The organism is Trabulsiella odontotermitis (assembly GCF_030053895.1).
Classification (GTDB): domain Bacteria; phylum Pseudomonadota; class Gammaproteobacteria; order Enterobacterales; family Enterobacteriaceae; genus Trabulsiella; species Trabulsiella odontotermitis_C.
The window spans coordinates 612,685-626,164 of record NZ_CP125781.1; the positions used below are offsets into that span (position 1 = coordinate 612,685).

General features: G+C 56.3%; 10 protein-coding genes and 1 pseudogene. 4 read left to right on the forward strand and 7 right to left on the reverse strand.

Translation table 11 applies throughout. The annotated features are described in order from the left end of the window. Nucleotides 1–1,404, reverse strand: coding sequence for a MocR-like pyridoxine biosynthesis transcription factor PdxR (gene pdxR / locus QMG90_RS02980; protein WP_283282654.1), 1,404 nt, complete (start codon nucleotides 1,402–1,404; stop codon nucleotides 1–3). A 101-nt stretch (nucleotides 1,405–1,505) separates the two neighbouring features. Here pdxR and QMG90_RS02985 point away from each other — a divergent pair, with 101 nt between their 5' ends. After that, nucleotides 1,506–1,985 (forward strand): carboxymuconolactone decarboxylase family protein, encoded by a 480-nt coding sequence (locus tag QMG90_RS02985; RefSeq protein WP_283282655.1) that lies wholly within the window; start codon nucleotides 1,506–1,508, stop codon nucleotides 1,983–1,985. A gap of 42 nt (nucleotides 1,986–2,027) precedes the next feature. On the opposite strand, the gene QMG90_RS02990 is transcribed toward QMG90_RS02985, so the two are convergent. The 3 genes from QMG90_RS02990 to ygjG form a co-directional block, all read right to left on the reverse strand. Continuing rightward, nucleotides 2,028–2,543 (reverse strand): 4-hydroxyphenylacetate 3-monooxygenase reductase subunit, encoded by a 516-nt coding sequence (locus QMG90_RS02990; RefSeq protein ID WP_283282656.1) that lies wholly within the window; start codon nucleotides 2,541–2,543, stop codon nucleotides 2,028–2,030. Nucleotides 2,544–2,555: 12 nt separating this feature from the next. Further along, entirely contained in the window at nucleotides 2,556–4,118 is a 1,563-nt protein-coding gene (hpaB, locus tag QMG90_RS02995; protein ID WP_038162693.1) for a 4-hydroxyphenylacetate 3-monooxygenase, oxygenase component, read from the reverse strand. A gap of 208 nt (nucleotides 4,119–4,326) precedes the next feature. Beyond that, nucleotides 4,327–5,706 carry a putrescine aminotransferase gene (gene ygjG, locus QMG90_RS03000; protein WP_283282657.1) on the reverse strand — a complete coding sequence of 460 codons (1,380 nt, stop codon included), beginning with the start codon at nucleotides 5,704–5,706 and terminating at the stop codon, nucleotides 4,327–4,329. 431 nt (nucleotides 5,707–6,137) lie between these two features. Here ygjG and QMG90_RS03005 point away from each other — a divergent pair, with 431 nt between their 5' ends. Then, nucleotides 6,138–7,658 carry a methyl-accepting chemotaxis protein gene (locus tag QMG90_RS03005; protein WP_283282658.1) on the forward strand — a complete coding sequence of 507 codons (1,521 nt, stop codon included), beginning with the start codon at nucleotides 6,138–6,140 and terminating at the stop codon, nucleotides 7,656–7,658. A 334-nt stretch (nucleotides 7,659–7,992) separates the two neighbouring features. Beyond that, a pseudogene (locus QMG90_RS03010) lies at nucleotides 7,993–9,561 on the forward strand (methyl-accepting chemotaxis protein). On the opposite strand, the gene QMG90_RS03015 reads toward QMG90_RS03010, so the two are convergent. Then, a complete protein-coding gene (locus tag QMG90_RS03015) occupies nucleotides 9,553–10,095 on the reverse strand; it encodes a PadR family transcriptional regulator (RefSeq protein WP_430381671.1) in 543 nt (180 codons plus the stop codon). The pseudogene QMG90_RS03010 and the gene QMG90_RS03015 overlap by 9 nt on opposite strands. 238 nt (nucleotides 10,096–10,333) lie before the next feature. Between QMG90_RS03015 and QMG90_RS03020 the strand changes: the two genes are divergently transcribed. Beyond that, on the forward strand, nucleotides 10,334–11,101 hold the full coding sequence (locus QMG90_RS03020; RefSeq protein WP_283282659.1) for a siderophore-interacting protein: 768 nt from the start codon (nucleotides 10,334–10,336) through the stop codon (nucleotides 11,099–11,101). A 29-nt stretch (nucleotides 11,102–11,130) separates the two neighbouring features. On the opposite strand, the gene QMG90_RS03025 is transcribed toward QMG90_RS03020, so the two are convergent. Then, nucleotides 11,131–12,108, reverse strand: a complete 978-nt coding sequence (locus QMG90_RS03025) for a DNA repair protein (protein ID WP_283282660.1) — start codon at nucleotides 12,106–12,108, stop codon at nucleotides 11,131–11,133. 215 nt (nucleotides 12,109–12,323) lie between these two features. Then, entirely contained in the window at nucleotides 12,324–13,472 is a 1,149-nt protein-coding gene (locus QMG90_RS03030) for a trans-sulfuration enzyme family protein (protein WP_283282661.1), read from the reverse strand. Nucleotides 13,473–13,480: the final 8 nt, after the last annotated feature.

The following is a 13,480-nucleotide window of genomic DNA, read 5'->3' on the forward strand; positions in this document are numbered from 1 at the left end:
TCAGTCGGCGCTCGCCTGCAACAACGCCAGCGTCTGCGCTTTGGCTTGTTGCAGCTGGGCGCAGGCTTCTTCGTAAGAGCGAATATTGTTGTAGCCAATCATCAGCCCGTAACGTTTGCTGGTGCCACAGTACCAGTCGGAGAGCGCGTTGACGTGCAACTGGTATTGCTGCCAGCACGTCACAATGTCCTGATCGCAGGTGCCTTTACTGAGAAACGCCACAATGTTCATCCCGCCGTCATTTTGCTCGGTATAAAACAGATCGCCATACACCGCCTGCAACGCGGCGATCATCCATTCACGCCGCGTCTGATACAGCGCACGCATCTTTTTCAGATGCCGGAAAAAGTGGCCTTCGTTGAGAAACGCGGTAAGGATTTTTTGCATCAGCACCGGTTGGCCGCTGGTGAGGATTTCCGCGCTGTGAATAAAGGCCGGAATGGTGCTGGCGGGCATCACCACGTAGCCAATGCGCACCGACGGCATAATGGTTTTGCTGAAGGAGCCGATGAAAATCACCCGGTCGTGCTGGTCGAGACTTTTCAGCGACGGCAGTACTTTGCGGGTGTAGTGAAACTCGCCATCGTAATCATCTTCAATGATCCACGCGTCGTTTTGCGCGGCCCAGTCGAGCAACTGCTGTTTGCGCGGCAACGACAGGGTGACTGCCAGTGGACTCTGGTGCGACGGGGTGACGACGGCAAAGCGGGCGTCGTGGTGATGGCGCAACAGGTAGTCGGTGTCAATGCCCTGTCTGTCCACCGGAACGGGGTAGAGGCGCGGCGCAATGCGTTTCAGAAACTGCTGACCCATAAAATAACCCGGATCTTCAAACAGCACTTTGTCATTGCGGCTGGCGAGGGTATCGAAAATCAGACGCAGACTGCCGATATAGCCGCTGGTGATCAGCACCTGTTCGGCGGTGCAGGAGAGCCCGCGGGAAATATTCAGATAACTGGCGATGGCCTGACGCAGCGGATACCAGCCCGGTACCGGTGGGTTGAGCATCTCATCCGGTCGCATCGCCCGTACCGCCTGTCCTGCCAGCAACAGCCATTTTTTGTAGGGAAAACTGTCCAGCGCCGGAATGCCGGGGCGCAAAAAGCCGGAACGTCGGCGCAGGTTGGCGGGGGATTCCTGTGAGACGCCCGGCGTTTGCTCCGTGGGCGAGTGAGGCGTCAGTGGAATTTTTAAGTCGGGGTTCACCCGTGTGCCGCGCGCACCCTGGCTCACGAGATAACCTTCGCCGACGAGAATGGCGTAGGCCGTTTCCACGGTTTTGCGCGCCACCTTAAGCTCTTCCGCCAGCACGCGAATGGCAGGGACTTTGTCGCCGGGCTTCAGTACGCCGCGCGTAATGTTGTCGCGGTAGCGGTGATAAATGTCCTGAAACCCTGGTTTCATGTCCTACCTCATTTTGCAGGTTTTGTACCTTTTTACTATGTCATCAACGGCGTACATTTACCCCATTGAATTTCACCTGCCGCACAAAATGAGGAAAGTCTATGAGCACCCGCGTAAACCATTTCAACGCCACACCCGTGCTGGTTAAATCGCTGTCAGAACTGAGCATGGCGACGGGGAACGTTTCTGTCGCGCCGACGTTGAAACACCTGATCGACATTCGCGTTTCGCAACTGAATGGCTGTGCTTTCTGTCTGGATATGCACGTTAAAGAGGCGAAAATCGACGGCGAGCGTGAACTACGGATCCACCATCTGCCAGTCTGGCGTGAGTCGCCGCTGTTCAGTGCCCGTGAAAAAGCGGCGCTCGCCTTTGCTGAAGCGCTGACGCGCATCAACGAGCATGGGGTGAGCGACGCGCTGTATCGCAACCTGACGGAGCATTTTTCAGAAACCGAGATTGCTGAACTGAATTTCATGATTGCGGTGATCAACACCTGGAACCGCCTGCAAATCACGGCGCGTGCAGTACCGGGTTCGATGGATGCGGCGTTCGGACTGACGAAAGCCGATCTGGCCTGAGGCGAGCATGCCCGGCAACAGCGACTGCCGGGCACTTTCAGATTATACGGCGGCTTCCAGCGCCAGCATTACCGGGTGGAAACGGCGCTTAAAGTAAATCAGCCCGTGACCTTCCTCGCCGCGTAAAATGATGTTCTTAATCTCCACCAGATAAACCAGATGGGTGCCGATGGTCTGCACCTGGCTGATTTTCCCTTCGAGACTGGCCAGTGCCCCTTTCAGCACCGGCTGCGCCAGCAAACCTTTTTGCCAGCAGCCGAGCTTGAAGCGCTCTTCCATCGCCATGCCAGTCATGCCGGCAAAATGACGTGCCATCAGCTCCTGCTCATGGTTCAGCACATTGACGCACAGTGTGCCGTTGCCCTGAAATACCGGGTTCATGGCGCTGTTGGCGTTAATGCAGACCATCAGCGAAGGCGGCGTGTCGGTCACCGAACAGACAGCCGTGGCGGTGATCCCGCAGCAACCGGCCTCGCCTTCGGTGGTGATGATGTTCACCGCTGCCGACAGGCTGGCCATCGCGTCACGAAAACGCAGTCGTTGTTCATCCTGGTGCATCTCTACCTCCCGCTACTTGAGCAGCTTATCCAGCATGTTGATATCGGTGTTGTTGTGCAGATGCGGTACCGTCCAGCCGTTCTGGTCGTACTCAGACAGGCAGCGGTCCACCATCGCCATCATCTTGTCCATGTTGCCGGAGCTCTGCGCCTGGCGCAGACATTGCAAACGGATTTCGTCCTGGCTGCCGGAGTAGTTAATTTCATACAGCTCGTGGCGGCCGCCGAACTCGCTGCCGATGGCGTCCCACATCAGTTTGAGGATCTTGATGCGCTCGACGTGATCCATGCCGTTCGAGCCACGCACGTATTTCGCCAGATACTGGTCGATCTGCGGATTGTTCAGATCACGGGCGCTGGACGGCAGGTAGATGAGACCGCTGGTGACGTTACGTTCAATGATGTTTTTGATTTTGGCGTAGGCCATCGGCGCCATCACGCGGTAGGTCTGCAACGCGGCGTGATCCGGCAGCCAGGCGCCGTTCACCCACGGCGTCGCTTCTGCGCACATCGAGTCGCTCAACGCCCAGAACATGTTGCGCCACGCCACCACTTCGCCGAGATCCGCCTGCACGCCGCGGAACTCCAGGGTGCCGGTGCATTCGAGGGATTTTTTCAGCAACGCGGTGATGAAATCGAGTTTAACCGCCAGACGCACGCAGGCCTGCAACGGGTACATACGGGCAAAACCGCCTTCCATCGTCCAGCGACGGCAGCGATCAAAATCGCGGTAGATCAGCACGTTTTCCCACGGGATCAGCACATTATCCATCACCAGGATCGCATCGTTTTCATCGAAACGGCTGGAGAGTGGATAATCAAACGGCGATCCGGTCGCGCCTGCCACCATTTCATACGAGGCGCGGGAGATGAGTTTCACGCCGTCGGCATCCATCGGCGCCACGAACATCAGCGCGAAATCCGGATCTTCCCCCATCACCTGCGCGGAGCCGAAGCCGATCATGTTGTAGTGCGTCAGCGCCGAGTTGGTCGCCACCACTTTCGCCCCGCTGACGATGATCCCGGCATCAGTTTCTTTCTCCAGTTTGACGTACACGTCTTTTACTTCGTCGGCAGGTTTATGGCGATCAATCGGCGGGTTAACGATGGCATGGTTGAAGTACAGGCCGGTTTCCTGAATGCGGCTGTACCAGTGGCGGGCGTTCTGCTCGAACTGGCCGTAGAACGCCGGGTTGGCGCCGAGCGCACAGCCGAACGCGGCTTTGTAATCCGGCGTGCGGCCCATCCAGCCGTAGCTCAGGCGTGACCATTCGGCGATGGCGTCGCGCTGCTGGCGCAGGTCATCAGCACTTTTCGCTACGCGGAAGAATTTATGGGTGTAGCCGCCGCTGCCGGTGTCGGTGTTCCAGCACAGGGTGTCCTGAAGGGCTGGCGTGTGCAGCGCATCGTACAACTGCGCCACCGAGGCGGCGGCGTTGCGGAAGGCCGGGTGCGTCGTCACGTCTTTCACGCGTTCGCCGTAAATGTAGATTTCACGCCCGTCCTGCAGGCTCTTCAGATACTCTTCTCCATTTAACGGACGCTTTGCGTCGGCGCGGAATGCTTCAGGTTTCATAGGGACCTCTTCACGATGATCGGAATAATTGTTAATTTTATGTTTTGTTTTTGTTGTTTAATTGAAGCGTCTGGATGGAAGTTCGTGAAGAGACTTTTGGGTCAACGGCGGGTACTTTTCAGGCGCGGCGTCAGACTGTGATCTGTACCAATAAAAAACGGGTGGCGCCGGAGCAACCACCCGTTAACGTTCAGCATGGTACGCGTCTTTACTCTTGCTCCACCGCCACACGCATGGCGGCCAGTGCTTTGCGGGCTGATTTCAGTACCTGCTCGCACTGCTCGATGGTCAGTGTTAACGGCGGCTCGATGCGAATGGTTTTCGAGTTGTTGAGCGTCCCGGCGACAAGCACCCGCTGGCGGAACATTTCGCTCGCGAAGTTGTAGCCGGTTTCGTTATCAACAAACTCAATCGCCATTAACATTCCTTTACCGCGCGCTTCCTGCACCAGATCCGGGTATTCACGCATCAGGCAGCGGAAGCCGTCCAGCAGCATGTCGCCTTTTTGCTCCGCCTGCGCAGGCAGGTTTTGCTCCAGCAGCACGTGGATGGTCGCCAGCGCCGCCGCACAGGCCAGCGGGTTGCCGCCAAACGTGGTGGTGTGCAGGAATGGATTGTCGAACAGCACCGAGAACACCTCTTCGGTGGCGACCGTGGCGCCGATCGGCATCACGCCGCCGCCCAGTGCCTTCGCCAGACAAAGGATATCCGGTTGCACATTCTCATGCTCGCAGGCAAACATCTTACCGGTACGGCCCATGCCGGTCTGCACTTCGTCCAGAATCAGTAACGCGCCGAACTCGTCGCACAGCTTACGTACCGCAGGCAGATAGCCCTGCGGCGGCAGGATCACGCCGCCTTCACCCTGGATGGGCTCCAGAATGACCGCCGCCACGTCATCACCCGTCTTTCTGCACTCGCTGAGGACCGCGCGCATGGCGGAGATATCGCCAAACGGAATATGACGGAAGCCCGGCAACAACGGCATAAATGGTTTACGGAAGGTGGATTTCGCCGTCGCGGAGAGCGCGCCGAGCGATTTCCCATGGAAAGCGCCGCTGGTAGCCACAAACGTAAATTTGCCGCGTGGCGACTGGTAGGCTTTGGCGAGCTTGATTGCCGCCTCAACCGATTCCGTTCCGCTGTTGCAGAAGAAGCTGTATTTCAGTTTGCCCGGTGTCAGCGTGGCCAGCGTTTTGGCCAGCATTGACCGTAGCGGATCGAGGAGTTCCTGACTGTGAAGCGGTTGTTTCGCGAGTTGATTCTGTACGGCGGAGACCACTACTGGATTACGGTGCCCCACGTTGAAAATTCCAAAACCTCCCAGGCAGTCGATAAACTCCTGTCCCTGGGTGTCGACAAGCGTATTAAGACTTCCCGCTTGCCACTCTACGGCTCCGTAATCCCCGCCGGCAGTAACAGATTTTCGATACTCTAAAAACCCCGGGTTCACATGCTCTTTAAAGTTTTCAATCACCTCTCGGTTAAGGGCTTTCATTTCCTCATGATCAAGCGTTCGCTTTTCAATGAGATTCAGTGCGTGCGCCGTGCAGGCCAGAGCCGATGCGCTGGAAGGTAATCTGTTCAAAACGTGCTCCAGGGATTCGCGTATCACATGATACCGATTTAAGTATTGCAGGGATTACGCCATTCCAGGGAAGGCGGCAAAAATCGGGATAAACGCCAGGGAGAAGCGTGAAGGGGCAATATTTTATCATTTCATTAACATTTTAACGGTGTTTACGGCTGAAACGGGACGCGGAGGAAAGGAGCTATTTATCATGCAGTTGCATCAATTTAGTGCAAATTTTGAACTAAAACAGGGCGCATAAAATCCGGTCGTTAAAGTCATTTCTGAGCGAAATTATTCAGAATCAATGAGATGGAATACGTATAAAGTTTACGGTTTAAAGGCAAATTGCGATCTACATCAAATTTAACAACTAAAGTTAAAGTTTTTAGCGCCGACATAACATTTACACAAAATTTTATGTCTTCTAACCTGCAAAGGATGCGCTCATGTCTTCCCAGCCTTACGTCAGCCAGCGGAACACGCCTCTGGATGATGATACGACCCTCATGTCCACTACTGATTTGCAAAGTTACATCACCCACGCCAATGACACCTTTGTGAACGTCAGCGGTTACCGTCTGGAGGAACTGACGGGACAACCGCACAATATGGTTCGCCATCCCGACATGCCCAAAGCGGCGTTTGCCGATATGTGGTACACCCTCCAACAAGGAGAACCATGGTCAGGCATTGTCAAAAACCGCCGCAAGAATGGCGACCACTACTGGGTGCGCGCCAACGCGGTGCCGATGGTGCGTGACGGGAAAACCACTGGCTATATGTCGATCCGTACCCGGGCGACAGAGCAGGAGATCGCCGCCGTCGAGCCGCTGTATGCCGCGCTCAACGCCGGGCGCAGCCATCAACGCATTCATAAAGGGCTCGTTGTGCATAAACGCTGGTGGGGAAAACTGCCTGCCATGCCGCTGCGCTGGCGGGTACGCAGTCTGATGGCCGCGCTGTGGGTGGTGATGACCGGCACGCTGCTGCTGACTCACGCTCACTGGACGACGCTGCTGGCGGGGATGCTGGTGATGCTCATCGGGGATCTGTTTCTGGAGTGGCAGATCGTCCGTCCGGTGGAGAACGTCGCCCGTCAGGCGCTGAACATCGCCACCGGCGAGCGCAACAGCGTTGAGCACCTGAACCGCAGCGACGAACTCGGGCTGATATTGCGCGCGGTTGGTCAGTTGGGGTTGATGTGCCGCTGGCTGATCCATGACGTATCAGGCCAGGTTGCCAGCGTTCATCAGGGCAGCGATACCCTGGCGAAAGGGAATGATGATCTCAACACCCGCACGCGGCAGACGGTGGTCAACGTGCAGCAGACCGTTGCCACCATGAGCCAGATGGCGGCGTCAGTGCAGAGCAACGCCGAAACGGCGGTGGCGGCGGATAAGCTCTCCAGTTCAGCGAGCAGTGCGGCCACGCAGGGCGGGCAGGCGATGCAGACGGTGGTGAAAACCATGGATGAGATTGCCGACAGCACCCAGCGCATCGGTTCAATCACCAAACTGATTAATGACATCGCCTTCCAGACCAACATTCTGGCGCTGAACGCGGCGGTCGAAGCGGCACGGGCGGGTGAGCAGGGTAAAGGTTTTGCGGTGGTGGCAGGCGAGGTGCGTCATCTGGCGAGCCGCAGCGCCACGGCAGCTAACGATATTCGTAAGTTGATTGATGCCAGCGCCAGTCAAGTGCAGTCCGGCGCTCAACAGGTGCATGCCGCCGGGCGGACGATGGATGACATTGTTGAGCAGGTGCAGAACGTCACGCAACTGATTGGGCAGATCAGCCTGTCGACGTCAGAGCAGGCGGCGGGGCTGAACGATCTGACCCGTGCGGTCGCCGAGCTGGATGCTATCACCCAACAAAACGCCGGGCTGGTCGAGGAAAGCGCGCAGGTGTCGGCGATGGTTAAACACCGCGCCAGCCGTTTGCAGGATGCGGTTACCGTTCTGCACTGATCACCGTTCTTTATATCAACGTATCAACGCCGCTTATCGGTTTCCGACAGCGGCGTTTTTGTTTGTAATGATTGTGAAAGCGTTTTGTTAATTTAATATTAAATCTCGCTTTTTTACTGGATGAATTTATTTCCCGCAATATGACGGTTTTGTTTAGCTTATATTCAATTTTCTGTGAAAGCGGGTTGTATAACGATCGATCCTTGAATATTGATAGCTGCTGGCTATTTGCAAAACGTGCTTTTAATGAAAAACCGATCAAATTCATAAAGTTAGATGAGTTTCTGCCGATAGCGTTCTTCGTCGGATATATAAACCTGTCCACGGAGAAAATATGTTCTTACATAACGTGAAAATCAGCACAAAATTATTTCTGGCCTTCGGCTTCTTTATTGTTCTGCTGATCGCCAGTTCAACGCTTTCGCTGTTGAGCCTGAACCGGGCAAATAATGGAATGCAATCAATCATCACCAGCGATTATCCCACCACCGTCAAAGCCAACCTGCTGATCAACAATTTCAACGACTTCGTCAATACGCAGCAACTGATCCTGCTGGATGAAGAAGGCCGCTGGACGCAGGACCGGCAAAAGGAACTCAATACCCTCAGCGCCAATGTCACCCGATTGCTTGATGAGCTGACGAAATCACGGCAGGACGCCGAATCACAACGGATTTTTGCCAGCATCCGCGCGGTCCGTCAGCAGTTCCTGGAATCTCGCTTTCGCATTTTGCAGGAGATACAAAACGGCAATCGCCAGGCGGCGCTTCAGGAAATGATGACCACCACGCTCGGTATTCAGCAGGCCTATAAAGAGAAAGTGATGGAGCTTATCGCTATTGAAGATAAGCAGATGCGGGCCTCGGCCGATCAGGTGGCGAGCAATTTCAAAACTAACCGCGCGCTGTTGCTGGCGCTGGCCATTTTCAGCATCGTGGTCGGTAGCTTCTTTGGCCTGTATATCGTGCGCTCTATTACCCGTCCGCTGGGCGAGGCTGTGTCGTTTGCCCGTTCGATTGCCGATGGCGATCTGACGCGCAATATCTCCGCCAGCCACAAAGACGAAACCGGCGTTATGCTGCAGGCGCTGATGGAAATGAAATCCCGTCTGCTGACCATCGTTCAGGATGTGCAGCACAGCGCGGAAAGCATCTCCAGCGCGGCGGCGCAGATTGTCGCCGGAAACCAGGATCTGGCGGCGCGCACCGAAGAGCAGGCCAGTTCGGTGGAAGAGACCGCTGCCTCAATGGAGCAGATCACCGCCACGGTGAAAAACACTGCCGGGCATACGGCGGAAGCCGCTGACCTCTCCGCCAACGCGGCGACGGTGGTCAATAATAACGGCGAGATGATGAAAAACGTGACCGGCAAAATGCGGGCGATTAATGAAACGTCCAATCGCATGTCCGACATCATCAACCTGATCGATTCCATCGCCTTCCAGACCAACATTCTGGCGCTGAACGCGGCGGTTGAAGCGGCGCGCGCCGGGGAACATGGTCGCGGCTTTGCGGTTGTGGCGGGTGAAGTGCGTCAGCTGGCACAGAAAAGTGCCTCGTCGGCGAGCGATATCCGCAGCCTGATCGAAAGTTCGACTCAGCAGGCGTAGGAAGGGATGGCGCTGGTGGAAAAAGCGGAAGTGCTGATGCTGGGCATGGTGAATAACGTCGAAGAGATGAACACCATTCTGCGCGAAATCGGTGAGGCCAGCCGGGAACAGACGGAAGGCATCTCGCAGGTAAACAGCGCCATCGGGCTTATCGACTCCACCACCCAACAGAACTCCTGCCTGGTTGAGGAGTCTGTTGCGGCGGCGACGTCGCTGAACGAACAGGCGCTGCATTTGCGTGAACTGGTGAAAGTGTTCCGCGTTCGCGATGCGGCGGCGGAAGCGTCAGTCTAGCTGGGAGATTTCCAGCGCTGCGCGGTCAATCACGCCAATCACCTGTTTTAACTGCGCGGCGCTGAGTTCCTGCTGATTCACTTTCAGATCCAGCACGGCTTTGAAATTCTCCAGCGCCCGTTTCATTTGCGGATCTTTGCGCAGCTCGTGGCCGACCATTCTGGCATTCATCCGCATCTGGATGTGGCCGAGATGCTCGTGATTTTCCGCCAGCCATTGCGTCCCTTCGTCGGTGATCGCAATGCGCTTGCGCCCACCGTCTTCCACATCAATAGTAATAAGGCCCTGATCCTGTAACAGGTCGAGGGTCGGGTAAATCACGCCCGGACTCGGGCTGTAATGGCCCTGGGTCAGCGCTTCGATGGCTTTGATCAGCTCATAGCCGTGGCTTTCGTTGCGGCTCAGGATATCCAGGATCACCATTCGCAATTCGCCGTGACCGAAAAAGCGCTGGCGTCGGCCACCGCCACCGCAGCCACCGCGCCCGCCGCGCATCCCGTGATGCTCATGTTCGTCGTCATGATGGTGTCGCATACTCGTTCTCCGTCGTGTTTTTGATATATCTAATTTATATCTAAATTTTTCATTTCCGCAAGAATAAAAATGAATAAACTTTTAATTTATTGATAATTAATGGTTAATTTTATTGCTTTAACGTTTCCTGCGTTTATTTCTGGCTATATCAAAAAACGTCTTGCATTCTTTCCAGTTGCCAATCATTATCATTTACACCCATTTTAGATATATCTATTTCATGTTCACGAAGGCGACGATGACCACAACAACCAAAGCAAAAAAATACCCGCAGCGCGTTCGCAATGAGCTGCGTTTTCGCGAGCTGACCGTGCTGCGCGTTGAGCGCGTGAGCCGCTGTTTTCAGCGTATTGTGCTCGGCGGCAAGGCGCTGGATGGCTTTACCTCGCGCGGTTTTGACGATCACACCAAACTCTTTTTTCCCGAGCCTGGCCACACATTTATCCCGCCAACGGTGACTGACGAGGGCATTGTCTGGGTTGATGATATTCGACCGGCGACCCGCGACTACACGCCGCTGTACGACGCCGCACGTCACGAACTGGCGTACGATTTCTTTATTCATGACGGTGGTATTGCCAGCCGCTGGGCGATGACGGCGAAGCCTGGCGATACGCTGACTATCGGCGGGCCGCGTGGTTCGCTGGTGGTGCCGGAAGAGTATCACTGGCAACTGTACGTCTGTGACGAATCCGGCATGCCCGCGCTGCGCCGCCGTTTGCTCGATTTGCAGAAACTGCCGCAGCCGCCGCAGGTAAAAGCAATCGTCACCGTGGCGGATGCTGAATATCAGGATTACCTCGACGGTTTTGACATCGACTGGGTGATGGGGCATAGCGAGCAGGCGGTAGCCGAAAAACTGGCGACGTTGCAGGTGCCGGCAGAGGACTACTTTATCTGGGTGACTGGCGAAGGGGCGGTGGCCAAATCACTGGCCAGCCGTTTTGAAACTGAGGATATCGATCCACAACTGCTGCGCTATCAGGCTTACTGGCACCAGAAATAATCCCGCTCCACGCAGGGAGAGGGCGCGCATCACGCCACTTCGTCAAAGCCGGATTCGAGGATCTGCTTTTGCAGCGTGGCGATGGTGTTCGACAGCGCTTTTTCCTGCTGACGGAAATAGGCTTCCGGGTTGGTCAGCGTGGAGACCAGCAGCCAGGACTTCTCTTTCGCCAGTTTCAGCATTTCGGTGTTCAGGCTGGCGATCTGCTGTTGGATCGACGCGACTTTCCGCTGTAACAGCGACAGATCGTTAAGCCGGTCGCTGGCGAGCATCGGCTGATGACCGTGCTGTAAACGGGCCAACAGGCTGCGAATGGTGGTCAGATCGCCACGCTGCCGCGCCTGGTTAAGTTGCGCCATCATGTCGTTGGCTTCCGCTTTCAGGGCATCGTCCACCAGATCCGGGTGGCACAATTTACTGGCCTGCCGCCACAGCCGTTTCAGTTCGTGGCGATCAGATTCGCTCATGTTTTCCTGACGATCACGGCGGTTCTGCGCTTTTTGCTGCTGCTCGCGATAGGTTTCATACTGCTCGCGCGCCTCATCCCGCGCCCGCCGCGCGACGATATCGTCATCATCCAGATTCATCTCGGCTTCGCGCTTGCGCAGCGAGGCTTCCGCCAGCACTTTGCGCAGCCGCAGCACTTCGGTCATCAACGGGCCGAGGCGCGACATATAGAGATCGTTAAACTCATCCAGCCGGGCAATGCGGGCGTTACGCTTGTCGATAAGATCGCGCAACTGCTCTTCCAGCGCTTTCAGTTCCAGCTTGCAGGCCGCGATGCGCGGATCCTGCCAGTGGACGATCGCCCGCTGGCTTTGCAGCCAGGCCATGATCGCCGCCACAGCCTCACCGTAGCGCTTTTCCTCCAGCGCCAGCACGATGTCATCAATAACGGGATCATCCGTCTCGTTTTTCAGGTGCGGTAACTGGCTGGCGATAATGTCATCATCTTCCAGTTCAATGGCGTTTTTGATGATCTCCAGCCGCTTAATGGGTTTACTCATGAGGCGTTTGCTCAGCGTCCTGACCGTCGGAATGGGTGGCAGATTAACACTCGTCACCGGGTGCCACTAGTCGGTATACCATAATATAAGTGACGTTATTTCAGCGGTTTACATATTCGACAGGAAATCAGGACTTAACGCAGACTGACAGAACAACGTCGTGAACAGAGCGGGATTTTCCCCGCCGCAAACATGCAATGCGGCGGGGCGCGTTATCAGGCCTGGGACAGCGCCTGTTGCAGGTCCGCTTTCAAATCTTCCAGCCCTTCAATGCCGACCGACAGGCGGATGAGTTGCGGCGTGATGCCGTTTGCCAGTCGCTGTTCGAGTGGGATCGACGCGTGGGTCATGCTGAATGGCTGGCTGACCAGACTCTCCACCCCGCCGAGACTTTCCGCCAGGGTGAACAGCTTCAGCTTTTTGATTACTGCTGCTGCCTGTTGCTCATCGCCTTTGATAACGACAGAGATCATCCCGCCCGGCTGCGACATCTGACGGCGCGCCAGGGCGTAGTGCGGGTGCGATTCGAGCCACGGGAACCAGACCTTTTCCACCTGCGGCTGCTGTTCCAGCCACTGCGCCAGCGCCAGCGCGTTGCTGCTATGGCGCGCCATGCGCAGCGACAGGGTGCGGATGCCGCGCAGCGTCAGGAAGCTGCTGAACGGATCGAGCACGCCGCCGACCGCGTTTTGCAGATAGCCCAGTTTCTCGGCCAGTTCCGGGTTATCCCCCACCACCGCCAGCCCGGCCACCACGTCGGAATGGCCGTTGAGGTATTTAGTGGCTGAATGCACCACAATATCAAACCCCTGTGCCAGCGGGCGCTGGATCACGGGCGAGGCGAAGGTGTTATCGGCCACGCTGATGAGTTTATGGCGACGGGCGATCGCCGCGATCGCTTCCAGATCTGCCAGTTTCAGCAATGGATTAGTGGGCGTTTCCACCCAGATCATACGAGTATCCGGGCGAATGGCCGCTTCCAGTGCCGTCAGATCGTCCGGTTTCACCCAGCTCACCTGCAACCCGGCGCTGCGGCGACGAACGTTTTCAATCAGCCGGTACGTGCCGCCGTAAACGTCATCCACCGCCACGATGTGGCTGTCTTTATCCAGCAGCTCCAGCACCGTTGAAATGCCCGCCAGCCCGGAGGCGAACGCGTAGCCGCGGGTGCCGCCTTCCAGTTCGGCAATGGCGCTTTCCAGCGCATGGCGTGTCGGGTTGCCGCTTCGGGAATATTCATAACCGGTGTGCTGACCCGGCGCCGGTTGCGCGTAGGTGGACGTCGCATAAATCGGCGGCATCACTGCGCCGTGGCTGTCGCTGAAAGTGCCGCTGTGTACGCTGAGCGTATCGAGAGATTTCATTGTGGTTC